Source organism: Streptomyces sp. JNUCC 64, from assembly GCF_054484115.1.
This window is the reverse complement of record NZ_CM137015.1, coordinates 3925097-3948061: the sequence shown is the minus strand read 5'-3', so window position 1 is coordinate 3948061 and position 22965 is coordinate 3925097. Positions and strand designations below refer to the sequence as shown.

At 73.0% G+C, this 22965-nt stretch carries 21 protein-coding genes; 4 read left to right on the top strand and 17 right to left on the bottom strand.

Annotated features, from left to right (window positions below; genetic code table 11):
- The first annotated feature begins 30 nt into the window (after positions 1-30).
- On the top strand, positions 31-510 hold the full coding sequence (locus ACVWNX_RS16170; RefSeq protein ID WP_454407779.1) for a hypothetical protein: 480 nt from the start codon (positions 31-33) through the stop codon (positions 508-510).
- 148 nt (positions 511-658) lie between these two features.
- Here ACVWNX_RS16170 and ACVWNX_RS16165 read toward each other — a convergent pair whose 3' ends face one another.
- Together ACVWNX_RS16165 and ACVWNX_RS16160 are read right to left on the bottom strand one after the other, a co-directional pair.
- Complete coding sequence (locus ACVWNX_RS16165; RefSeq protein WP_454407778.1) at positions 659-949, bottom strand: hypothetical protein; 291 nt, start codon at positions 947-949, stop codon at positions 659-661.
- 85 nt (positions 950-1034) lie between these two features.
- The gene (locus tag ACVWNX_RS16160; protein ID WP_454407777.1) at positions 1035-2270 is read right to left on the bottom strand and encodes a cobalt-precorrin-5B (C(1))-methyltransferase; all 1236 of its coding nucleotides are present in this window, start codon (positions 2268-2270) and stop codon (positions 1035-1037) included.
- Positions 2271-2287: 17 nt separating this feature from the next.
- Here ACVWNX_RS16160 and ACVWNX_RS16155 point away from each other — a divergent pair, with 17 nt between their 5' ends.
- Positions 2288-3088 carry a cobalt-precorrin-6A reductase gene (locus ACVWNX_RS16155; protein WP_454407776.1) on the top strand — a complete coding sequence of 267 codons (801 nt, stop codon included), beginning with the start codon at positions 2288-2290 and terminating at the stop codon, positions 3086-3088.
- 289 nt (positions 3089-3377) lie between these two features.
- On the opposite strand, the gene cobJ is transcribed toward ACVWNX_RS16155, so the two are convergent.
- From cobJ to ACVWNX_RS16135, 4 genes are all read right to left on the bottom strand, one after another.
- Positions 3378-5000 carry a precorrin-3B C(17)-methyltransferase gene (cobJ, locus tag ACVWNX_RS16150; protein ID WP_454414791.1) on the bottom strand — a complete coding sequence of 541 codons (1623 nt, stop codon included), beginning with the start codon at positions 4998-5000 and terminating at the stop codon, positions 3378-3380.
- Between the two features lie 176 nt (positions 5001-5176).
- The gene (locus ACVWNX_RS16145) at positions 5177-5803 is read right to left on the bottom strand and encodes a precorrin-8X methylmutase (protein WP_454407775.1); all 627 of its coding nucleotides are present in this window, start codon (positions 5801-5803) and stop codon (positions 5177-5179) included.
- Between the two features lie 33 nt (positions 5804-5836).
- Complete coding sequence (locus ACVWNX_RS16140; protein ID WP_454407774.1) at positions 5837-7498, bottom strand: cobalamin biosynthesis protein CobG; 1662 nt, start codon at positions 7496-7498, stop codon at positions 5837-5839.
- 409 nt (positions 7499-7907) lie between these two features.
- Positions 7908-8780 carry a GntR family transcriptional regulator gene (locus ACVWNX_RS16135; protein ID WP_454407773.1) on the bottom strand — a complete coding sequence of 291 codons (873 nt, stop codon included), beginning with the start codon at positions 8778-8780 and terminating at the stop codon, positions 7908-7910.
- A 336-nt stretch (positions 8781-9116) separates the two neighbouring features.
- Between ACVWNX_RS16135 and ACVWNX_RS16130 the strand changes: the two genes are divergently transcribed.
- Positions 9117-9569 (top strand): hypothetical protein, encoded by a 453-nt coding sequence (locus ACVWNX_RS16130; RefSeq protein ID WP_454407772.1) that lies wholly within the window; start codon positions 9117-9119, stop codon positions 9567-9569.
- 9 nt (positions 9570-9578) lie between these two features.
- Here ACVWNX_RS16130 and ACVWNX_RS16125 read toward each other — a convergent pair whose 3' ends face one another.
- The 4 genes from ACVWNX_RS16125 to ACVWNX_RS16110 form a co-directional block, all read right to left on the bottom strand.
- Entirely contained in the window at positions 9579-10472 is an 894-nt protein-coding gene (locus ACVWNX_RS16125; protein WP_454407771.1) for an ABC transporter ATP-binding protein, read from the bottom strand.
- A gap of 85 nt (positions 10473-10557) precedes the next feature.
- A complete protein-coding gene (locus ACVWNX_RS16120; RefSeq protein ID WP_459016866.1) occupies positions 10558-11541 on the bottom strand; it encodes a FecCD family ABC transporter permease in 984 nt (327 codons plus the stop codon).
- A gap of 29 nt (positions 11542-11570) precedes the next feature.
- A complete protein-coding gene (locus tag ACVWNX_RS16115) occupies positions 11571-12671 on the bottom strand; it encodes an ABC transporter substrate-binding protein (protein WP_454407770.1) in 1101 nt (366 codons plus the stop codon).
- A gap of 299 nt (positions 12672-12970) precedes the next feature.
- Positions 12971-13900: a nitroreductase/quinone reductase family protein gene (locus tag ACVWNX_RS16110; protein WP_454407769.1), complete on the bottom strand. Its 930-nt coding sequence runs from the start codon at positions 13898-13900 to the stop codon at positions 12971-12973.
- A gap of 946 nt (positions 13901-14846) precedes the next feature.
- Between ACVWNX_RS16110 and ACVWNX_RS16105 the strand changes: the two genes are divergently transcribed.
- On the top strand, positions 14847-15941 hold the full coding sequence (locus ACVWNX_RS16105) for an outer membrane protein assembly factor BamB family protein (RefSeq protein WP_454407768.1): 1095 nt from the start codon (positions 14847-14849) through the stop codon (positions 15939-15941).
- A 336-nt stretch (positions 15942-16277) separates the two neighbouring features.
- Here ACVWNX_RS16105 and ACVWNX_RS16100 read toward each other — a convergent pair whose 3' ends face one another.
- Genes ACVWNX_RS16100 through ACVWNX_RS16070 form a run of 7 tightly spaced genes read right to left on the bottom strand, consistent with a single transcriptional unit; the run spans position 16278 to position 22965 of the window.
- A complete protein-coding gene (locus ACVWNX_RS16100) occupies positions 16278-16871 on the bottom strand; it encodes a histidine phosphatase family protein (RefSeq protein WP_454407767.1) in 594 nt (197 codons plus the stop codon).
- Positions 16864-17625 carry an SDR family NAD(P)-dependent oxidoreductase gene (locus ACVWNX_RS16095; RefSeq protein WP_454407766.1) on the bottom strand — a complete coding sequence of 254 codons (762 nt, stop codon included), beginning with the start codon at positions 17623-17625 and terminating at the stop codon, positions 16864-16866. Before ACVWNX_RS16095 ends, ACVWNX_RS16100 begins: the two co-directional genes overlap by 8 nt.
- Positions 17610-18746: a hypothetical protein gene (locus ACVWNX_RS16090; protein WP_454407765.1), complete on the bottom strand. Its 1137-nt coding sequence runs from the start codon at positions 18744-18746 to the stop codon at positions 17610-17612. Before ACVWNX_RS16090 ends, ACVWNX_RS16095 begins: the two co-directional genes overlap by 16 nt.
- On the bottom strand, positions 18743-19855 hold the full coding sequence (locus ACVWNX_RS16085; RefSeq protein ID WP_454407764.1) for a glycosyltransferase family 9 protein: 1113 nt from the start codon (positions 19853-19855) through the stop codon (positions 18743-18745). The genes ACVWNX_RS16090 and ACVWNX_RS16085 overlap by 4 nt, the downstream gene beginning before the upstream one ends.
- 41 nt (positions 19856-19896) lie before the next feature.
- Positions 19897-20472, bottom strand: a complete 576-nt coding sequence (locus ACVWNX_RS16080; RefSeq protein ID WP_454407763.1) for a phosphoribosyltransferase family protein — start codon at positions 20470-20472, stop codon at positions 19897-19899.
- Between the two features lie 49 nt (positions 20473-20521).
- Positions 20522-22321: a DUF4254 domain-containing protein gene (locus ACVWNX_RS16075; RefSeq protein WP_454407762.1), complete on the bottom strand. Its 1800-nt coding sequence runs from the start codon at positions 22319-22321 to the stop codon at positions 20522-20524.
- Positions 22318-22965 (bottom strand): hypothetical protein, encoded by a 648-nt coding sequence (locus ACVWNX_RS16070; protein ID WP_454407761.1) that lies wholly within the window; start codon positions 22963-22965, stop codon positions 22318-22320. The genes ACVWNX_RS16075 and ACVWNX_RS16070 overlap by 4 nt, the downstream gene beginning before the upstream one ends.

Here is a 22965-nt window from a genome sequence, read left to right as displayed (position 1 = left end):
GTCCCGGCGGTCCACGCGGTCGCCGGGGCGGTGGCCCGGCAGGTCTGGCCGCTGCTGGCGCTGGTGAGCGCGGCGCTGGCGGCGGCCCTGGTCTGGTACACGAGGTCCGGGGACGGGGTGCTGCTCCGGCTGGCCTGGGAGCTGTTCGAGACGGCGGCACTGGGGCTGGTCGGCTCCTTCGCCCTGCACGAGTCCGCGCACGTCGTGGTCCTCCGGCGGATCCCCACCGTGACCCGGGTCGCGCTGGTCCGGACGGGCTGGCGCACCTCCGTGGTGCCCGAGGGAGACATGACGGCCCGTCAGATCGTGGCGGTGGCCGTCGCCGGGCCCGCCGTCTGCGCCCTGGTCGGCGCCGCGCTCTGGCTGTCCGCCCTCGACCGCGTACTGGCCTGGTGGTACCTCGCCCATCTGGTGTTCCTGCTGCCGTTCTTCGGCGACGGACGGAGCCTGCGGCTCGCGTTGCGGGTGCGGCGGGAGGCACGCGGGGACGGGGACGGGGACGGAGGCTAGGGGACGGGGACGGGGGCCGGCTGTCCCCCGTCCCCTCCAGTTGCCGGAGCCCGGAGCCCGGAGCCCGGAGCCCGGAGCCCGGAGCCCGGAGTGCGGAGAGCGGAGTGCGGAGAGCGGTGCGCGCGCTGCGGCCGGGGCGCCGCGCGGGTCACCGGATCCGGACGGTGTCCGCCTCGAAGGTCTCGTGTCCGCCCGGGCCGACCCAACCGACCAGCAGTCCGGTGCAGTTCGGACCGGACCAGGCGTAGGCGGTCCGGTCGGTGCGGTTCTCCACGTCCAGCGGCCAGGTGCGCCGGTCGTAGCAGCCGCTGGGGTTCTCGAAGTGCCGGTAGCCGTCGATGATCAGGACGCCGGTGGCCGCCGCCGCCGACGAGGGCACGGCGACGGTCAGGGTTCCGGCCGCGGCCAGCAGGGCGAGGGTGTGGACGAGACGGCGCATGGATGCCTCCCGGAAGGCGGCCCGGAGGGGTGGGCTCCCCTCCCGTCGGCCGCTGCCCCTGGCCCTACCCGCGCGGTGCGCCGGACTACCGTACGGGCGGCCCCTGGGCCGGGGCCGCGCGGCCCACGATGACGCCCGCCCGGTCGATGCAGACCACGTCCACCGCGACGGGCGCCCCGCGCAGCACGGCCAGGGACTCGTCCCGGGCCGCCGCCGCCACCAGGTCGCCGAGCGGCACCCCGGCCTCCTCCGCGAGCCGCAGCGCGCCGAGGCCGGTGTTCGCGGTGGCGATCGCCCCGGTCAGCGCGGCGTCCGCGCCGCCCTCGGCGGCCAGCGCGGCGAGGAAGGACTTGTCCACCTGGGAACGGGCCGAGTGCAGGTCCAGATGGCCCGCCGCCAGTTTGGACAGCTTGGCGAAGCCGCCGCAGACGGTGAGCCGGTCGACGGGGTGGCGCCGCAGGTACTTGAGGACGGCGCCCGCGAAGTCGCCCATGTCCAGCAGGGCGTCCTCCGGCAGCCCGTACAGTCCGGTGACGGTCCGCTCCGAGGTGGAGCCCGTGCACGCGGCGACGTGGACCCGTCCGGCCGCGCGGGCCACGTCCACCCCGCGCCGGATGGAGTCGATCCACGCGGAGCACGAGTACGGCACCACGATGCCGGTGGTGCCGAGGATCGACAGCCCGCCGAGGATGCCGAGCCGGGGGTTCCAGGTCGAGCGGGCGATCTCCTCGCCGTGGTCGACGGAGACCGTCAGCTCGACGTCGCCGCTGCCGCCGTGGCGCCCGGCGACCAGCGCCACGTGCTCCCGCATCATCTGCCGGGGCACCGGGTTCACCGCCGGTTCGCCCACCGCCAGCGGCAGCCCCGGCCGGGTGACCGTGCCGACGCCCGGCCCCGCCCGGAACACCACCCCGGAGCCCGGCGGCAGCGCCCGTACGGTGACCCGGACCAGCGCCCCGTGGGTGACGTCCGGGTCGTCGCCCGCGTCCTTGACGATCCCGGCCGTCGCCGCCGTGCCGTCGGCGGCCACCGCCTCCACGGCCAGCGCGAAGGACGGGGTCTGGCCCCGGGGCAGGGTGATCGTCACGGGGTCCGGGAAGTCCCCGGTGAGCAGCGCGGTGTACGCGGCGGTCGTCGCGGCGGTGGCGCAGGCGCCGGTGGTCCAGCCGGACCGCAGACCGGTGTGCTTGAGTTGGGCACCGCGACCGCCGACGGGGTTCACCGCCGTCCCGGTGCCGGCCCCGTCGTCTGCGCCCGCGCTGGTGGCGGTGCCGCTGTCGGCGCTGGTGCCGGTGTCGTCGTCCGAGCGGTCAGTGGCCATGAGAGGAGTCCGGTTCCGTGCACGTGCTGATCCTGGGAGGGACGGCCGAGGCCCGTCGGCTCGCCGCGCTGCTCACCACGGACGTGGCGGCGGACGCGGAGGCCGGTACGGCGACGGGGGCGGGTGACGGGGGTGTTCCGGCGCTCCGGGTCACATCCTCCCTGGCCGGACGGGTCGCCGCGCCCCGGCTGCCGCCCGGCGAGGTGCGGATCGGGGGGTTCGGCGGGGCGGAGGGGCTCGCCGACTGGCTGGTCCGGGAGCGGGTGGACGCGCTGGTGGACGCCACCCACCCGTTCGCGGAGCGCATGAGCTTCCACGCCGCGCGGGCCGCCGCCGTCACCGGGGTGCCGCTGGTCGCGCTGCGCCGACCGGGGTGGGCGGCGGTGGACGGCGACGACTGGCGTCCGGTCGGTTCGCTGGCCGGGGCCGCCGCGCTGCTGCCGTCGCTGGGCACCAGGGTGTTCCTCACCACCGGACGGCTGGGGCTCGCCGCGTTCACCGGCACCCCGGAACTGGACCGGCTGTGGTTCCTGACCCGGTCGGTGGACCCGCCGGAGCCGCCGGTGCCGCCGCGCGGCGAGGTGCTGCTCGACCGGGGTCCGTTCACCCTGGACGGCGAGCGGGAGCTGTTGGCGGCCCACCGCATCGACGTCCTGGTCACCAAGGACAGCGGCGGCCCCGCCACCGCGCCCAAGCTGACCGCCGCGCGGGAGGCGGGGGTGCCCGTGGTGATCGTCCGCCGACCGCCGGTGCCGGGGGGCGTCCCGGTGGTGACGGGACCGGAGGACGCGGCCCGCTGGGTGCGCGGCCGCCGCTGAACCGGCCGGGCGGCGCGCGTCGGGTGCGTCTGCCCGGCCGGGTGCGTCTGCTCCGTCCGGTCCGTGTGGCCGGTCCGGTCCGTGTGTTCCGCTGGGGCCGTGTGCTCCGTCCGGTCCGGGTGTCCGGGCCGGTCCGCGTGCCCCGTCCGGTCCGTGTGTCCGGTCCGGCTCGCGGGTCCTGTCCGGTCCGCGTGTGCCGCCCCGTCCCCGTTCCCGTACCCGGGCTCGGTAACGGGGGCGGGTACGCGCACGGTCCGGCCGCCGTTCCCGTTTCCGTCCCCGTATCCGGTCACGCCTCGGGGTAACGGCGGGGCGTCCACACCACCGTCCCGTCGTCGACCGAGCCCTGACCGGCCTGACCGTTCCGGTCCCCGTCGTGGTGGGCGTCCTGGCCGCCGCGCCGGACCCGTCGGGTCTGCGAGGAGCCGACGATCAGCAGGGTGCGCATGTCCACCTGGGCCGGGTCGAGGTCGGCGAGGGAGACGATCCGGATCCGTTCGCCGTCCCCGCCGACGTCCCGGGCCATCACCACCGGGGTGTCGGGGGCGCGGTGCTCCAGCAGCAGCTCACGGGCCTTGCCGACCTGCCAGGTGCGGGACCGGGAGCCCGGGTTGTACAGGGCGAGGACGAGGTCCGCGGCGGCCGCCGCGCGCAGCCGTTCCGCGATGACCTCCCAGGGCTTGAGCCGGTCGGAGAGCGAGATCGTCGCGTAGTCGTGGCCGAGCGGGGCGCCCGCGCGGGCCGCCGCCGCGTTCGCGGCCGTCACCCCGGGCAGCACCCGCACCGGAACGTCCCGGTAGACCTCCTCGGAGGCGACCTCCAGTACGGCGGTCGCCATGGCGAAGACCCCGGGGTCGCCGCCGGAGACCACCGCGACCCTTCGGCCGCGCGCGGCGAGTTGAAGGGCGAACTCCGCGCGCTCGGACTCCACCCGGTTGTCGGAACCGTGCCGGAGCTGGCCCGGGCGGCGCGGCACCCGGTCGAGGTAGGTGGTGTAGCCGACGAGGTCGTCGGCGGCGGCGAGGGCGCCCCGTGACTCGGGCGTCAGCCACAGCGGGCCCGCCGGTCCGGTGCCCACGACGACGACCTCGCCGCGCGGCCGGACGGTACTCCCCGCGCTGTCGGTCCTCCCGTCGGCGGTGCCCCCGGCGTCGGTGTCCGTACCGGTGTCCGTACCGGTGGCGGTGTCCGTACCGGCGCCGGTGGGCGCGGGGTCGGACACGGGCGCCGGGTCGGGCCGTTCGGCGTCGATCCGGCTGGGCAGCACGGCCACCGAGAAGTAGGGGACGGAGTCCTCGTCGACGTCCGCGAGGGTGCCGACCCGCTCCCCGTCCATGGTGGCGCGCTCCACGTAACGGGCCTCGGGGAGCCGTCCGGCGGCGTCCAGGGCGCGGCGGACCTTGCCGAAGGTACGGCCCAGCTTCATCACCACGGCGGAGTCGGTCGCGGCGAGGCGGGCGGTCAACTCTTCCTCGGGCAGGGTGCCGGGCAGGACCGTCAGTACCTCCTCGGCCTCCACGAGCGGGGTGCCGAGCCGGGCGGCCGCCGCGCTGACCGAGGTCACGCCGGGCACCACCTCGGTGGGGTACCGGTGGGCCAGCCGCTTGTGCATGTGCTGGTAGGAGCTGTAGAAGAGCGGGTCGCCCTCGGAGAGGACGGCGACGTCGCGGCCCGCGTCCAGGTGCGCCGCGAGCCGTTCGGCGGCCTCCTCGTAGAACTCGTCCATCGCCCCCCGGTAGCCGCCCGGGTGGTCGGTGGTCTCCGTGGTCAGCGGGTAGACCAGCGGCTCCTCGACGTGGTCGGCCCGCAGATGGCGGGCGACGATCGACCGCGCGATCGAGCGTCCGTGCCGGGCGCTGTGGTACGCGACCACGTCCACGGCGGCGATGACCTCGACGGCCCGCACCGTCATCAGCGAGGGGTCGCCGGGCCCGAGCCCGACCCCGTACAGCCGTCCGGTACGGCGCGTGGTCCCGGTCGGTTCCGTCGGTCCAGTCGCTTCCGTCCGTCCCGTCGATCCCGTGGGTCCCGTCCGTCCCGTGGGTTCCGTGGGTTCCGGCCGTCCGGTGGCGGTGCCGCTGCCCATGCTCACTCTTCCTCGCTCGCGATGGCGTTGAGCGCGGCGGCGGCCATGGCGCTGCCGCCCCGCCGTCCCCGCACCACCAGGTACTCCAGCCCCGACGGGTCGGCGGCCAGGGCGTCCTTGGACTCGGCGGCGCCGATGAAGCCGACCGGCACGCCGATGACGGCGGCGGGGCGCGGGGCGCCCTCGCGGACCATCTCCAGCAGCCGGAACAGCGCGGTGGGCGCGTTGCCGACGGCGACCACGGAACCTTCCAGCTTGTCCCGCCACAGTTCCAGGGCGGCGGCGCTGCGGGTGGTGCCCATCTTCGCGGCGAGGTCCGGCACCGAGGGGTCGGACAGGGTGCAGAGCACCTCGTTGTCGGCGGGCAGCCGCTTGCGGGTCACCCCGCTGGCGACCATGTTGGCGTCACAGAGGATCGGCGCCCCGGCGAGCAGCGCCGCACGGGCGCGCGCCACCACGGAGGGGGAGTGGGCGAGGTCGTGGACGAGGTCGACCATGCCGCAGGCGTGGATCATCCGGACCGCGACCCGTCCGACGTCGGCGGGCAGCCCGGTCAGGTCCGTCTCGGCGCGGATGGTGGCAAAGGACTGGCGGTAGATCTCCGCCCCGTCCTTCTCGTAGTCGAACACTTCGCTTCTCGCTCACTCGCTCGTCGTGCACGGTCATCGTGCGGTGCGTGCCGCCGCCACGGTAGTCGCGAGGGTCGCGGGGTCCGTCACCGAGGTGCCCCGAGCCGCCCCGTCGCCCGGGCGGACCCCGTCCCGTGCGCCCGCGTCCCCGGCGGTGGTGACCTCGTATCCGGTGGGGGTCGCGACGACGTCGACCCGGTGACCCCGGGGACGGCCGCAGCGGCGGGCACAGCCGGACCAGTGGACGGGGAGGGCGGGCCCGGCGCCCTGGACCCCGGCTGCCTGGAGGTGGACCCCGGTTCCTTGGCTGCGGGCCCCGGCTCCCTGGACGTCCTGCGCGGGGGCGGCGGTGTCCGGCGTGTGGGCGGTGGTGGTTCCGCGCGAGGTGGTGTGGTCGGTGTCGGTGTCGGTGTCGGTGGTGTCCGTGTCGGTGGTGGTGGTGCGAGGGGCGGCCTGGGCGGAGGTGCTGCCGTGCGGGGCGGTGTGGACGGTGGTGGCGTCGGCGCGCACGTCGGAGAGGGACTTGGCGCAGCCGGGGCGGCCGACGCAGGCGGTGACCCCGTCCCAGGCGGAGCCGGGTCCGGTGACGAGCCCGACGGCGGCCAGCTCGGCCAGCTCGGCGGGGGCGGCGCCGGGGAGGACGACCCCGCGCCAGGGGGTGAGCCGCAGTTCGCCGCCGGAGCGTTCGGCGGCGCGGAGCAGGGCGGCCCACTGGGACGGGGTGAGCCGCCCCAACGGGACGAGCACGCTGACGCCGCCGGGCAGGGCACCGGGGGCGGGGGGCCCGGGGACGGGGGTCACGGCGGGGCCTGCGGCGGTGGTGGGGGCGTGGTGTACGGAAGCGGCCGGGGCGCGGCCCGCGACGGCGGTCAGGTCGTGGTCCGTGACGGTGGCCGGGGCCTGGCCCGCGACGGCGGTCAGGGCCCGGCGGACGGCGTCGGGGCCGCCGGGCAGATCGGTGATCCGCCAGACGCGGTCGGCGCCGGAGGCGCGGGCGGTACGGGCGGCGGCGAGGAAGGCCCGGGCGGCGAGGACGGCGGTGCGGGGGCCGTCGGCGGCGGGGACGGTCAGGGCGGCGCGTCCGGCACCGGTGCCGATCAGCACGGTGGCGGTGTCGCCGGGTCCGGCGAGGAGGGTGACGTCCGGCTCCAGGGCGGCGGTGTCGCCCCGCCCGTCGTCCACCGCGAACAGGAACCGTCCGGACAGGGCCGGGGTGTCGGCGTCGGCGCACAGCAGGGCGTCGAGTTCCCGCAGCCAGGGCCCGACGGGACGGTGACCGCGTCCGTCCAGCCCGGACAGCGGTGAGGCGACGACGTTCCGGACCCGTTCGTGGGCGGGGGAGGGCAGCAGGCCCGCCGCGTCCAGTACGGCGGCGAGTTCCGTCCCGCAGCCTTCGGCGAGCCCTCTGAGCTGGACGTTGCCACGGGAGGTGAGGTGCAGATCGCCGTCGCCGAGGCGTACGGCGGCGGCGCCCAGCCGGTCCGCCTGGGCGGTGGTCAGGACCCCGCCGGGGAGGCGGACGCGGGCGAGGGCGCCGTCATCGGCGGAGTGCAGCCGCAGGGCGCCGGGGCAGGCGTCGCCGCCGTCCCCGGTGTCCGGCCCGGCGGCGGTCGCGGCCCCCGTGGCGGTCGCGGCCCCGGCGGTGGGGCCGGGGCCGGGGGTCTCCTCGCGGTACGGCTGCTCCACGGACGGCATCCCCCGAGGGTACCGAGGGCGTCCGGACGGTCCGGAGGGTCGTCGTACGGAACCCCGGCCGACGTCCCCGCAGCCGGGGCACTCCCTGCGGTCGGGGAGCACGCGGCGGGTACGCGCACGGAGGGACCACCCCCGCGTACGCGGGGAACGGCCGTCCGCACCGGCCGGGCGGGTGCGCCACGAGGGCTACCCCCGCACGCGCGGGGAACACCGCTGCGCCGCGCGCTTCTCCTCCGCCGCCGCGGGACCACCCCCGCATACGCGGGGAGCACCGTGCGGGCCAACTCTCCGTCGTCGAGTAGATGGGACCACCCCCGCGCGCGGGGAGTACATCTTGGCGTTGGCGAGCTGCTCCTCGCGGAGCGGACCACCCCCGCACATGCGGGGAGCACGCGGTGATGCCGCGGGCCTACGTCGCGGAGGCGGGCTCACCCCCGCTCGCGCGGGGACCGTCCGCCGGGTCCTCGTCGTGGGACCGTCCGGGCCGGACCACCCCCGCACGCGCGGGAACCGCGAAGACGGGCGCTGGACGCTCGTCACCGGGCGCCGGACCGTAGACCGCGACCCAGCGGTCCCCGCGCATCACGATGTCCGCCGTCTCCACGGGCCGCCCGCTGGACCGGTCGTAGTACGTCCGCTCGACGGCGAGGACCGGACCCGGCGGCGTCATCCCCAAGGTCTGCGCTTCCGCGCGGTTCGCCTGTCGTGCGCGGACCCGCTCGACGGGCTCGCCCACCTCGACGCCGATGACCCGCATGCGCGCGGCGACGCCCACACCGGCGTAGGGGCCGACCTCGGGCAGCGCGATCAGGGACTGCCCGGTGAGGGCGAGCGGTTCCCAGGACTCGGCGAGCTGAACGGGCTGGTCGTCGACGAGGTACACGTATGAGGTGCGCATGACCGGTGCGCCCGGAGCGATGGCGAGGCGGGTGGTGACGGGGTCACCGGCCTGTTCGGTCGTGGACTCGTGCTGCCAGGTCCCCACCGACCCCTGCTCGGCCGCTCCCCGCGCGAACGGGCTGTCCTCGGAGCCCGGCCGGTGACGGCGGACCAGGGTCTCCGGGGACTCGGCGCTCCGCACGTAGTGACCGGCTCCGTGCCGACTGACCACGAGTCCCTCGTCCGCGAGGAGCCGGTAGGCGCCGGAAGCCACGCTGCTACTGCATTCCCACCGGGCGCTGATCTCCGCGACGGACGGGAGACGGGTGCCGGGCGGCAGTTCGCCCCTCTCGATCCGCGACCGGAGTTCGTCGGCGACCTGCAAGTACAACGGCGGGCTCACTCTGTGTCTCCTATCCGTCTACTTGCGTAACAGAGTAGTGGTCGCGTCGTTACTCTCACATGAGAGTCAACTCTTGCGTGAGAGTGGGGTGGGGTGTGGCGATCGGTCGGCGTGTGAGGGAGTTGCGGGCCGCCCTGGAAGACGTGACCGGTGTGCCCGTCCCCCTGTCCGTCTCGCGTGGACCCGCCCGGGTCCGGGTTCCCGCGCCGCCCGCCTCCGACCCGGTGTGGCCCGCACTGCTCGCGGTGATGCGGAGGGCGGACCGATGGGGAAGCGGGGACGCGGTGACGGACGAGGGCGCGGAGCTCTGGGCCGAAATCGACGGGGAGGAACGCGATGACGCACGTTCACGGTGACCCGGGCGCACCCGGGAGCGGGGAGCCGTCAGGGACGCTGACCGACCGTCTGGCCGAGTGGGCCAGAGGCAGGAACGCCGGTGAGCGGGCGGCGGTCGCCGCGCTGGTGGCGGAACGGGACGTACTGGCCCGTCCGGACGTCCGGGACCTGTTGGTGGTGGACACGGGAACGCGCGCCCACTGCGACTGGGCGCGCTTCGAGACCCACTACCGGGAATCCCTCGAACTCGACCACAGCGAGCGGGCGTTCCTCGACTTGGTCATGGCGATCAGGTTCCCGCGACTCGTGCCGCTCTGGTTGGTGGAGAACCTGGGGGAGCGGCGGTTGGCCGTCTTCCTGCGGGCGCTGGCCGCTGTGGTGGGGGCGGACGGGATCACCGTGGCCGTCGGCGTGACGGTGAGCCTTCGCACGCGCGGGGGCGTCCCTTCCTGAGCCGCGCCGTCACCCGGGCGCCACGCCGTTCCGGTCGGAAACCCGGTCGTCCCGGTCGTCCCGGTGGTCCAGGTGGTCCAGGTGGTCCAGGTGGGGCGGCGCGGTGGCGGCCCCGGTCCCGGAGGGGGCGTCGGCCAGGGGACGGGCCCCGTAGCTGACGCGGACGACGCCGTCGGCGTGGCGTTCGGCGCTCGCCCGGACGCCGAAGACGTCGGCCAGCAGGGCCGGGGTGAGGACCTCCAGCACCGGGCCCGCCGCCGCGACCCGGCCCTCCCGCAGGACCACCAGGTGGTCGCAGAGACGGGCGGCCAGGTCCAGGTCGTGCAGGACGGCCAGGGTCGTCACACCGGTGCCGCGGATGAGGTCGAGGAGTTCGAAGCGGGCCCTGATGTCGAGGTGGTTGGTGAGTTCGTCCAGGACCAGCAGGCGTGGCCGCTGGGCCAGGGCGCGGGCCAGGAGCACCCGTTGGCGTTCGCCGCCGGACAAGGACGCGTAGTCGCGGTCGGCGAGGTGACGGACGCCGCAGCGGTCGACGGCGTCGGCGACGATCCGGTGGTCCTCGGGTCCGTCGCGGCCGAGGAGCCCGTGGTGGGGCGCGCGGCCCAGGGCGACGATCCCGGCGACGGTCAGCCCGGCGGTGTTGCCCGCCGCGTCCTGGAGGACGGCGGCGGTGCGGCGGGCGGCGGCGCGGGAGGACAGCGTCCACACGTCGTCGTCCCCGACGCGGACCACGCCCTCCGCCGGGCGCAGCGAACGGTAGACGGCGCGCAGCAGCGTGGACTTGCCGCTGCCGTTCGGTCCGACGAGGCCGACGACGTCGCCCTCGTGGACCTCCAGGCTCACATCGCGCAGCACGGGGTTGTCGTCGAGGGTGATGCGCAGGTGGTCGACGGTGAGTCTCATGCGTCAGTCGGTCCAGTCCCTCGTGCCGGTCGGTCCGGCGCCTTGTGTTCGGTCCGGCCCTTCGCGTTCGGTCGGCGCTCCATGGTCAGTCCAGCCCCTTGTTCCGGCGCAGCAGCCACAGGAAGAAGGGGGCGCCGAGGAGGGCGGTCAGGATGCCGAGGGGCAGTTCGTTGGGGCGGTTGACGGTGCGGGAGAGGAGGTCGACGAGGACCAGGTAGACGGCGCCCAGCAGCGCGGTGAGCGGGAGCAGCCGCCGGTGGTCGGCGCCGAGGGTCATCCGCACCAGGTGGGGGACCATCAGACCGACGAAGCCGACGCTTCCGGCGACGGCGATGATGGTCCCGACCAGCAGGGCGCTGAGCACCAGCAGCGCGGCGCGCAGCCGGTTGACGTCGACGCCGAGCGCGGTGGCGGACTCGTCGCCGGTGAGCAGGACGTTGAGCCGCCGCCCGAAGAGGCCGAGCAGCACGACGGTCGTGACGACCACCACGGTGACGGTGGGGACCTGGTCCCATCGGGCACCGGCCACGCTGCCCAGCATCCAGAACATCACCGTCCGCAACTCGGTGGGCGAGGCGTGGAGTTGGATGTAGCTGGTCGCGGAGAGCAGCACGTAGCCGACCGCGACGCCCGCCAGCACCAGCCGGACGGGGGCCAGCCGTCCACGGCGCTGTCCGAGCGCGAAGACCAGCGCGCCGGAGGCGAGCGCGCCGAGGAACGCCGCCGTCGTCACCCCGAGCCCGGCGAGGACGGCGCCGCCGCCGAGGGTGATGACCAGGACCGCGCCGAGCGTGGCGCCGTAGGAGAAGCCGAGGACCAGGGGATCGGCGAGCGGGTTGGACACCACCGTCTGGAGCACGGCGCCGGAGACGGCGAGCCCCGCGCCGACCAGGGCCGCCAGGACCACCCGTGGGGTGCGGAAGTCCCAGACGATCTGGTCGAGCGCCGGGTCCCCGGGCGGGCCGCCCACCCCGGCGACGTGGTGCAGCACGATCGCCCACACCTCGCCCACGGGAACCGTCACCGCGCCGAGGCTGATCCCCACGATCATGACGATGACCAGCGCCACCGGCAGCAGGACGAAGGCCAGCGCGACCCTCAGCCGATGGCGTCCGGGTACAGCTTCTCCGCGATCTTCCGCACGGCCAGGTCGTTGCTCGGACCGAGGTACATCGAGTCGGACAGCGTCAGATACGTCTTGTTCTCGGCGGCCGGCCACTGGGGGAACTCCTTGAGCAGCTTCTCGGCGTAGGCCGCCGGGTCCGGGTCGTTGTAGGCGATGACGAGGAGCGCGTCGATGTCGGTGGCGGCCACCTTCTCCTTGCTGAGGTCGGCGAACGCCGTCTCGGAGGCGTGCTCGAAGGCGTTGACGGCCCCGGCCTTGGCGAGGATGTCGTTGTAGATGCCCTTGGCGACGACGGAACTGAAGTCGTTGCCGCCCATGGTCATGTTGGAGAACAGCACCATGACCTTCGGCTTCTTCCCGCCCTTGCCCTTGCCCTTGACGCCCTCCACCTGTTCGGCGACCTCGGCGATCCGTCGCTCCGAGTCGGCGATGAGCCGTTCGGCCCGGTCGCTGACGCCGAAGACCTTCCCCATGTCCCGCAGCAGCCGATGGCTGTCCTTGAGGGTCATCCTGGAGGTGTCCTGGTCACAGCCCTGCGGGGAGACGTAGCTCTTGGCGCCGACCCCGTCGAGCTGTTCCCGGGTGGCGAAGCCGTTCTTCTCGTCGAAGCCGTACGAGGTGGTGGAGAGGACGAAGTCCGGGCGCAGACCGAACATCGCCTCCCGGGGGACGTCGAAGGCGTCGTTCAGCTTGATGCCCCCGGTGGGCAGCTTCTTGATCGCTTCGGCGCGGCCGGGCACCTCGGAGGCTCCGTAGCTCTGCTGGTTGGCGACGATCCTGTCCTCCAGACCGAGGGCGAGGAGGGTGGAGACCTCGGCGACGGAGGCGCCGTTCATCACCACGACGCGGCCAGGGGCCTTGTCGAAGGTCACCTTCCGCCCGCAGTTGTCCAGGGTCACCGGGTACCCGGACGCGGTGCCTCTGCCGTCCCCGCCGCCCCTGCCGTCGGACGCGGTGCCGCCACCGCGCGACGGGGCGTCGACGGTGGCGGGCGGCGACGACCCGCCGCACGCCGCGACGCCCAGACACAGCGCCGTGGCCAGGACGGCGGCGACTGGCCGGTTGAGGGACATGCGTGCTCCTGGGGCGGCGCGGCGAACGCCTTGGGGGCCGGTTCGCTGGAGTAGTCGGGACCGGGTGAGCCCGGGTTCCCGGGGCGACGGACTACTGCCATGTCCGTTTGCTGACTGTTCTTGGAGGGCGACTTGTGCTTTCGGGGTCTGTGACGGGCGGGGAGTTCCGCTGCTCCGCCCGACCCCGCCCGGCCCTCCCCTCCCCGGGTCCGCCTCCGCACGCGCGGGGGCGGACCCGGTCATCGGCGCACGGTGCTCCCGCGCGGGGGCGGGCCGACGGTCCCGGGGAGGGGTCGCGTTCAGGCGGTGGCGGTGGCGGTGGCGGCCGACGGCGGACCGGGCGGGAAGGGGATCCCGGAGAGCAGCGGCAACAGCGACTCCTCCTCGTAGTCGAGGTGGGCGTTCAGCTCCGAGGACATCCGGGCCAGCTCCTCGCGGAACCGCTCCGGGTCGGCGCGCGTGATCTCGGAGAGCAGCGCGCTCAGCTCCCGCTGGAGCCGCGCCACCGTGACGTGTTCGGTCCGCAACCGCTCGAAGACGTCCGCCAGGTGCGGGTTCCGTGCGGCGAGCGCGGGGAACACATGGGCGTCCTCACCCGTGTGGTGGACCTCCAGCGTCTGGCAGAAGGCCAGGCAGTGCTGGCGGATACGGAGCCCGAGCCCCACCGACGGCACCGCGCCCCCGCCCTCGTGCGCGGCGGCGGCCTTCGCGAAGTACTCGTCCACCTCGGCACTCACATGACGCAACTGCCCCCGCAGCCACACATGTACCTCGACCATCTTGTCGGCGAGGCTCCGCACCTCCGCCGGGCCCTCGCCCGGAGCGGGGTCGCTCTTCCGCAGCACCACCACGGGCAGGACCCGGCTGGTGTTCTCCTGGTACTCGCCGTAGCCCGGTTCCGAGGCCACCACGTGCGCGAACAGCCGGTCGCGCTCCCCGCCCTCGGCCGGTACCGCGACCGCCTCGAAGGAGTCGGCGCCCACCTCCACCCGCACCAGGGGGTTCGCGAGCAGGTTGTGGTACCAGTCAGGGTGCTTGGGCCCGCCCAGGTTGGAGCCGACGACCAACAGCTCGTCGCCATGGGCCACATACCCCAGTGGGACGGTCCGCTCCTCGCCCGACCGGGCGCCGGTGGCGGTGAGCAGCAGCAGATCACTGCCCTCGAAGTAGCCACCGACCTTTCCCCGGTTCGCGCGGAACTCGTCGATGACGGACTCATTGAAGGACATACGGGGCCGGACTCCTTAGGCGAGGCGACAGAAGAAGATGAAGAAGGGGGAGGGGGAGAAGTGCGCGCGCACAGGGCCGCGCCAGCGGCAGAGGCGCTGGAACGTCCACCGAGAACGACGGTGCGGAAACGGCGGTGCGGGCACGGAAGGAAGGGCGACACGGCCGACTAGAGCGGCGGTGCGGGCACGACGAGGTGCCTGTCAGGCAAAGCCTGCGAGAAGAGGACGCATGGGGATGATCCCTGACGTACGGGCGGTCGCCCGGTGACCGGCCGGGCCACTTCTCTTTGGCCGGTTCCACGCGCCGCGCCTCTCATTGAAACGAGGGCTTGGGGGCTTGTCAACGTGGGTGGATTGGCCGGGCCGCCCCCGCAGATGCGGGGAACACGCCGCAGACCGGCAGGGCACGCTCGCCCGCGAGGGGCCACCCCTGCGGGGAGCACCCGGGGTCGGGTGCTAACTTCCGCGCTCGGTTTTGGGTTCAGCGTCGTCGCGGGGGATTGCTCGCGGGACCGGTCCTGATGTGCGCTGCCCGCTCCGGCGAGGGCCTGGCGGAGGTGCCGCTGACCCGTCGGCCCTGGGAGTTCTGGGGATCAGTGGTAGGTCGGCCATGGGAGAAGCGTCACGAGGGGGCACGCGGCTCGTTCGTCGGCTTTCGGCCAGTGTCCGAGCAACCGCATTCGACCGTGTGCGGGACGTGACACGCTGCGGTTTGATCATCAGTGGCAGCGTTGCCTTGCTGTGAGTGGAAAGGGAGTTCATGCGCGCGCGGCGGTTCTGTCTTGTTGCCCTTCTCGCCATCGGCCTGTCGGCCTGCGGTTCTTCGGCAGGTAGGGGTCCGGCAGACGGGGTTCCGTCGGATTTCTCCTCGGAGGGGTCCGCGGAAAAGCGGAGGCCGGAGCGCGTTCCGCACGATCCGCCGGAGGCGTTCACGGCCCGGGGAGCGGTGGCCCTGCCGCTGGAGGCGACAGCGGGCCGGACCAATCTGCTGGGCGATGTGCGTGACCTCGCGGTGGCTCTGCACCGTACGTCTGCGTATGTGGCCTCCGCTGATCGAATGCAGACCGTGGACCTGACCACCGGGAAGGTGGTGGCGGTGGCGCGCCCGCGCGCCAAGGCCCTGGGCGAGGACCATGATGCGACCGCGCCGCTCGTGTCGGCCGACGGCTCCCTGGTGGTGACGCCGTTCGTCACCAGACAGCCCGGCACTGGAACGCAAGGTCCCTCAACGGAGCTTGAGGTCGTCGCCACCTCGCCAGAGACAGGAAAGGCCGCCTGGAGCACATCGCTCGAAATTCCGCGAGCATGGGCACAGGGGGATAACTCCACACCCGAAGCTCACGTGGTCGGCTTCGCGGGCGGCAACGTCATCGTGACTGTGTACACCGGCTACAACGCGGCGACGTTCGGTATCGACATCACCACGCACCAGGTGCGGTGGACAGCACAGAACATCCGGACGCGGGCTGTCACAGCCGAGGCCGCGGTAGGTGTCGATATTCTCGGCGGATTCGGTCCCGACCAGTTGGTCGGGACCGACCCGGCCACCGGCAAGGAGAAGTGGCGGGCAGAAAAGAGCATCGGTGGCACCACCGTCGAATCTGCCGGCCCGTCCCTTGTCCGGGTGCGGGGCTACGCCGGTGACCGTGGCACGCGCTTCGACCGGCTCTTGAAGCCTGGCACCGGCAAAGTACAGGCGGACGTGCCTGAGGGCCTGGATAATTTGAGCTGCCCGTTCGACCAGGCCAAGACTCTGGTCTGCACGTCTCAGGACCGCCTTGTCGCCCTGGACTCCACCAGCGGCAAGGAACTCTGGCGGCTGGAGGACGGCCAAGCCGACGGCCGTTTCGCCCCGGATGTCACAGCATCCTGGCACGGCAGGATCTACGCCCGGGCCTCGTCGGCCACCGCGGTGGCCCTTGACGCCCGGACCGGCAAGGACAGGCCTGCCGGGCTCGACGTCGCTCCGGTATTGGTTAACGAATACCAGGGCCTGGTCCTGGTGGACCGTGAGCTCCTCGCCTACCCCACTACGGGCTGAGTACGTTCGGCAATCATGACCACCGAATCTCTCCGCGAGAGCTCCTGCTGGTCGAGGAATGGAAAATCTCGGCCCCGCTGACCTAGCAGATGTTGCCGACAGGCTCCGGGCACAGGCCGCACGGCTTGACGAGACCCGCAAGATCCTCGTTCAAGAAAAGATCGACTGGGAAGCCGACGCTTAATGAGGTTGCTGGCGAGGGAGGATTGAGGGGCGTGGTCCTGGCGCTCCCGGCATCGGAAATCAGGTGCCGGGGTCGTGGCGCAAGCTTTGAGCCCAGACGTACTACGAACCGGAGGGTCTCTCGGCAGGCACGGTGGTTGGTGTGTCGGCCATCTATGGGGCAGACCGCTGAGGGCCGGTTGCCGTTCGTTGATGGATGGTCAGAAGTCGAAGTTCGGCGAATCGCCATGGCGTCTTCGCGGCGGTGGTGAAGGCGGCGGGGCCTTCTTGAAGGCGGGTGAGGACGCCGAGGAGAAGGGTGTGGGAAACGGCCAGGAGGGGGCCGTGGCGCCCGGCGGCGTGGTGGAGGAAGGCGGCGCAGTGGCGCGCGCGGGTGTGGAGGTCGGTGAGGCTTTCGCCGTCTTCGCAGCGGAGGGAAGGGTTCGCGAGGCGGTGAGCGCGCCAGACGCGGTAGACCGGGGGATAGGTCTCGGAGGTGTGGCCGAGGACGATGCTCGGGGCGCGCCATTCGGCGAGGAGGCCGGAGGTGGCCACGATCGGCAGGCCCGTGAGATGCGAGACGAGGGTGGCGGTCTGGCGGGCACGGGGAATCGGGCTGGTGACGATCGCGGTGACGCCATTGGGGAGGGGGAGGGACCGGCGTACCTGGTCGCGGCCCTCCTGCGTGAGGGCGGCATCGTGCGGGGCGTGGTGGCCGGGGCGGTGGCCTTGGTAGGCGCCGTGGCGCATGAGCCAGATGTCAGCCAAGGATCCAGCCCCCGTCCACGCGCAGGGTCTGACCGGTGATGAAGCTGGTGTCGTTGGTGGCAAGGAAGGCAACGGCCGCGGCGATGTCTTCCGGGCGGCCCCGGCGCTGGACGCACTGGCGGGCGAGCTGGCGGGCGGTTATGGCCTCCGAGTCGTCGACGACGGTGTCCTCGGCGGGGACGCGAATCGAGCCAGGAGCGACACAGTTCGCTGTGATGCCGGCGGGGCCGAGTTCGCGGGCGAGAGCGCGGGTGAGTCCTTCGAGGCCGGCTTTGGCGCTGATGTAGCCGGCGAGCTCGTGGCGGCCCGCGGTGGCGAGGACCGAGCCGATGGTGATGATCCGGCCCCAGCCGATTGCCTTCATGGAGGGGCTGAGTTCACGGGCGAGGAGGTAGTGGCTGGTCAGGTTGGTGGCGAGGGCATCGTCCCAGCGGGCCGGTGTCGTCTCCGTCCACGGTCGGCGGGGATAGGCACCGGCGTTGCTGATCAGGATGTCGATCGGGCCGAGCCGGTCGTGGGCCTGTTGGCAGATGGCGTGTACGGCCTCGGCGTCGCGGACGTCGGCTCCCAGGGAGATCACGGTGCCGCCGCTGTCGGTGATGCGGGTGGCGAGCTCGGCTGCGGCTCGGTCGTCGTCGAGGTGGGCGAGGGCGACGGTGGCTCCATCGGCGGCGAGACGGCGGGCGATGGCCGAGCCAATGCCACCGGTGGCTCCGGTGACCAGAGCGGTGCGGCTGTTCAGGGGGCCGGGCATGGCGACTCCAGCGGGCAGAAGTAGGTGGTGGGGCCGAAGGCGGGGCTCATGGCCTCGGCGAGTCGGGCGAGGAGTACGAGCCGGTCCTCGGGGGCCAGGTCGGCCAGGCTGTAGATGCCGAGGATGCGCATGGCCAGGTAGGGGCGGAGGAGGTTCGCCAGGTCCTCGCCGGGCCAGAGGCGGTCAGCGACCGGCCGTACGAGCTGGTTCCAGTACGCGGTCACGGCGGCTCGCCGGGGCGCCGAGAGGCGCGGAGCGTAGTCGATGTGGATGGTCTTGGTGGTGTGGTCGACGTCTGCTCGCCGGATCTTCGGGGTGTTGGCGGGGACGTGGTCGAAGGTGGCCGGGTGGTCGGCGAAGGCGCTCCGGTTGTAGGTGGGGACGAGCCAGCCGCCGAGTGCGGAGGCGTACCAGAGGAAATTGGCGAACTCGCCGAGGACGCTGTTCATCCCGGCGGTGTCGTAGTCGAACCAGGCGAGCGGGTGGGCGAGGTTGACGTCGGTGGGGTCGCCTTGGGTGAGGGCCGCCCAGACCGGCTCGGCCGTGGCGAACTGGGCGCGGAGCCAGCGGAGGGTGGCGGTCCAGTCGAGGCGGTGCCGAAGGCCGTTGATGCTCAGGGTGTAGGTGTCGAGGCGGGAGACCGGGACGTCGATGAGGTTGTCGGCGACCAGGAAGTCCTTCCCGGCGTAGTACGTGTCGAGTCGGCCACCGGGCACTGCGCGCTCCCAGTACAGCTTGCGGACGACGTGCGCCGGATCGGCCGGCCATGCTGTCGCGAGGATGACCTCGCGGTACGCGGTCGTGAGCCGGTCCATGTAGATGCGGAGGTCGCCGCTCGGTTCGTCCGCGTTGAGGAGGTCGAGCAGGAGCCCTTGGTCAGTGCCGCCGGGGAGACGCTCGTACGCGAGGAGGTGCCCGCCCGGCACGCGCAGATGGGCATGGAGGGCGGGGACGCGGTAGTGCCGGGCCAGACGAGCGTGGCCGCGGATCTCCTCGCGGGCCTCGGCCGGGTCGCGGGTGTACTTCAGGAGCAGCGGGCGGCTGAGAAGGTCGACGGGGCAGAGCAGGTTGCGGGTGAAGCGCCGTACCGGACCGATCCGAAGGGGAGGCCGGAAGGTCATCGCCCCGCTCCGTCGAGCAGTTCGACGCCGACCTGGGCCAGCGCGGCGGGCGGGAAGATGTCCATGTGAACGTCCGTGTCCGGGGCGATGGCGTCGCGGACGGGGCAGAGGTCGCCCTGGTGCATGCGGTCGGACAGGTCGGTGGCGACGGCGTGGTGGTGCGGCAGGCCGGTACGCCACTTGCTGTGGCTGTGGCGCGCGTACAAGCCGATGACAGGCGGGGAGCTTCCGTTCCGGCTGCGCGCCATCGCGGCGAGGTGGGTGAGTCCGGTGTCGTTGCCGACGATCAGGTGGCAGTGCGGGAAGAGGTCGGCGAGGTGATCGGCCGGCATCCCGTCGAGGCGGAGGACCTGCACATGGCGCTGGGGTGCCTCCACCGTGACGCAGGGGTCGTCGCCCGGGTTGCCGCCGACGAGCAGCAGTCGGGCCTGAGTCTGTTGGGCCCCGGCGATGTGCTCGGCCAGGGTGATGTATCGCTGGGTTGTGTAGTCCTTGCGCTCCGGCCAACTGGTGGCGGTGATAGCGGCGATGTTCAGCCCGCCGAGCCAGCCCGCCGACCGCAGTTCCTCTAGGAGGTTGTTCGGCCTGGTCACGAGGGTGGGAGCGAAGGGGGCCGTGGCTGGCAGGCGGAGACCGAGGCGGCGCTCCACCGCCATGTAGTGGCGGGCGGGCAGGTCCGGGTGGGCGCGGCCGTCGGTCGACCAGCAGGGCGGGGCGGCCGGGTCGAGCACCAGGCTCACCGCCGCCGTCGACCCGTGCGTCTCGATTCCCGCGTGGTCACCGATCACGGCCCGATGGCCGCTGTGCGCGTATGCCTGAGACTGCGTGAGCAGCCCGGTGCGGGCGATCAACCTCGCAGACGGCCCGACTGCACGGACGACCACGCGAACCGAGCGCAGCCGCAGCCAGTCGAGGACCGCACGGACCCCCGACAGCGCCAGGAGGGTGTCGCCGAGCTTCCCCTCGAACGCCGCCACGACCTCGCCGCACCCGCTCAGCCGGTGGACAAGCTCGGCGGAAGCGGCAAGCGGGAGCGGTGCGCCGACGGGAACGCTGTCACGGTCGTATCCGAGCGGGGTGGTGTGGACGGCCCCGGCGGGGATGACCACGGAACCGTGATGGAACCGGATCCCAGCCGGGGCGACCGCGGTCACGCCGGGCCTTCGATCGTGGTGAGCGAGACCAGGGGCAGACCGAGCTCGGTGAGCAGGTCGCGGGCTCCGCGGGTGGTGTCCTCCACCAGGCAGGCCGCCGCCAGCGGGACGGCGTCGGCCTCACGGAGACGGTGGGTGAGGTCGGCCAGGGTCCGGCCGGTGGTGATCTCGTCGTCCACGATGACGATGCGCTGGCCGGGGGCGATGCCGTACGCGAAGACGTCGGTGCGCATCGCGTGGGGCTCGCTGAAGCGGACCGCGCCGTCGAGGGGAAGGTGCAGCTTCCAGGCGATCTTGTACGGGAGGTGAGCGGCGCCGGCGAGGGAGACGGTCGGCAGGATGCCGCCGGCGTCCAGGCCGAGGAGGAAGTGCACGGAGCCGAGTCCATCCGGCACCTGCTCCTGGAGCAGACGCCACAGGTCGGCTCCGGTGTGGGCGAGGGTATCGGGGTGGACCGGGTCCTCCAGACCGTCCAGGGAGTGGATGACGCGCTCACGGCGGCTCGTGGCCCCGACGCTGAGGCGTTCGACGATCCGTGCGGAGAAGGACGGGACAGCGATGGTTTCGGGCATGGCGAAGCTCCTGTCAGGTGGAGAAGCGAAGAAGGAGGGGGGAGGTTGTTCAGGCAGCGAGCTGGTCGGCGTACCAGGAGAGGAACTGGTCGACCGCCGTGGTGACGGGCTTGAGGACGAGTTCTGTGTCACCGTCGCGCCAGGCATTGGCGATCTCGGCCAGGGAGGGCACTGAGACGGTGCGCAGACCCGGCATGTGGGAGGCCGCGGCGAGGATCCGGTCGGGGCCGGACTCCCACTGGTTGTGCTCGCGCAGGACGAGGCGGCAGGCGAGCACGAGGTGCTTGTAGAGCTGCCGCAGGGCGGCAGGCCCCGCGTCGGCGCGTAGGCGGCGCATGGTCAGGACGACCTGGGGCAGTTCCCGGATGGCGGCGAACACGAGCTCGTCTCGGCCGATCGTCGGCAGTTCGAGGTCAGGTGCGGCGTGCAGAACGGGGCTGCCGTGCTGGAGCTGGTGGAGGACGAACGCGAGAAGCGGGGTGAGGCGCCGGGCGGTCAGTTCGCCGGGGGTGACGAGGGTGGGGCCGAGGGAAGCCGAGCCGCCCAGAGCGGTCCGGTACTGCTCCAGGGCCTCGTGGACCCGGCCGATGACTCCGTGCTCGGCGATCACCAGAAGGTCCAGGTCGGACCAGCCGGCGATCCAGCCGCCCTCGCCGGGGCTGCCGGTCAGGGCGGCGAGCCGTACGTCAGGCCCGTATGCCCGTACCGCGTCGGTGAAGTCGGCCGTCGCCGAGGCGACAACGGCCGGCAGACCCAGTCCGTACGGGGTGGCCACGCGCGGCGACGTGGCGGCGGGCGGGGCGGCGATGCGCCGGAGACGGGCGCGGAGAGCGGCGACGCTGCCAGCGTTGTCGATCACATGATCGGCGAGCGCGACGACCTGATGGGCACCACGGCTCATCTTGATCTCGTCCTTCGCGGCGACGGCCTGGGCCTGAGTCCCGGACCGCTCGACGCGTACGGCGAAGGAAGCATCCAAGTAGACGATCTGGAGCGTGTCGCCCATGAGGTGCTTGAGCTCGGCGATCGAGGCGTCGTCGTGAACGGACTCGATGGTGAACAGCGAAGTGTCGACGTGGGCGTCCGCGAAGCGGTTCAACTCGCCGAGCAGCAGTTCGGCCTGCCGCCGGGCCGACAACGCGTACGGGTCAGCAAGGCCCTCCCGGTGGGCCGCCTGCCGCAGCAGGAAGCCGATCTTGAAGCGCTGGGCACCGCACGTGCGTTGGACGAACTCGGCGCTGGTGCTCTTGCCGCACTCGCTCAGTCCACCGAAAGCGATGACCTGGCGCAGGCGCCGACTCGGTTTGACCTCCACAGGAGCTGCGTCGTCCCGACCGTACAGCTTGAAGCGGGCCGGCACGGGGAGTCGACGGCGGCCGGAGAGGACGTCGGAGACCAGTGCGTCGAGGGCGGCGCACAGCTCCTCCCGCTGGCCGTGGAGGGCGGGGACTCGGCGGCGGGCCACCTCGTCCCGGGTCGCCGCCCGCTCGCTGTGCCAGATCCGCAGCGTCAGCACTGACAGACGGTCGACGACGGAAGCGAGCGTCTCGGTGTGCATCGGCGCATCGGCGCGGCCCGCGTCCGCCAGCGAACCGAGGACCTCGTCGGCCCGCTCGGCGAGCACGTTGCGTTCGGCGTTGAGCTGGTCTATCTCCCGCTTGCAGTCGGCGACCTGGGCAGCGGAGAGCAAGGCGCCGCGCACCCGGTCCTCGGTGCCCCATAGGTGTCCGTTGACGGTGTGGAGTCGGGAGACGGTGTTGTCCAGGCGGTGCCGGTCTTTGTCCGGGAGCGTGGCTATGGCGCGGGCGAGGCCGGGCGACAGGACCAGGGGCGGGCAGCTCTGGGTCACTGAGGACTCCCCTCAGCGAGTGGGCTGAGGCCAAGGCGATCGAGGACGTCGGTGTGTACGTCGTCCAGGGAGCGGCCCTCGCAGTCCACGACCGTGTTGTACGAGCCGTGTTCGGTCTGGTGGAGCAGGACCGCGTGCAGCGACTTCTGATAGGCCGGGTAGATCCCGGTCCACGGGCGGCCCTCACGAGCGCTCGTCACGGCGTAACTGCGCTCGGGGTCAAGGGACGGGAACAGGAGAATCGAGGTCTCGGAGGTTGCGGCTCGCGAACCGGCGATGTCCACCACGGTCTTGAACGCCTCTCCGACCGTTAGCCCGTCCTTGACCACACAGGTCGCGGCGGCCACGGCGAGAAGCATGGGCAGGCCCCGGTCGAGCAGGCCCGTGCGCCCCTCCTCGCGGGCGGCGGCCCGCCTGGCGTGGCCGACGAGCAGCATCTCGGTCAGCTCGACCGTCGTGGACGTCTCGAACCACCACCGGGCGTAGTCGCCGGCCGCCACTCGCGCCCACGCCTCGGGGTCGTGCTCGTGGACCGCGCCCAGCGGCTGGAAGCCGTCCCACCGCTCGGCCAGCCGTACCAGGTGGGTCGTCTTGCCGACGTTGTCAGGGCCGTTGAGACTGACGAAGTCCGGGGCCTGCGTCAT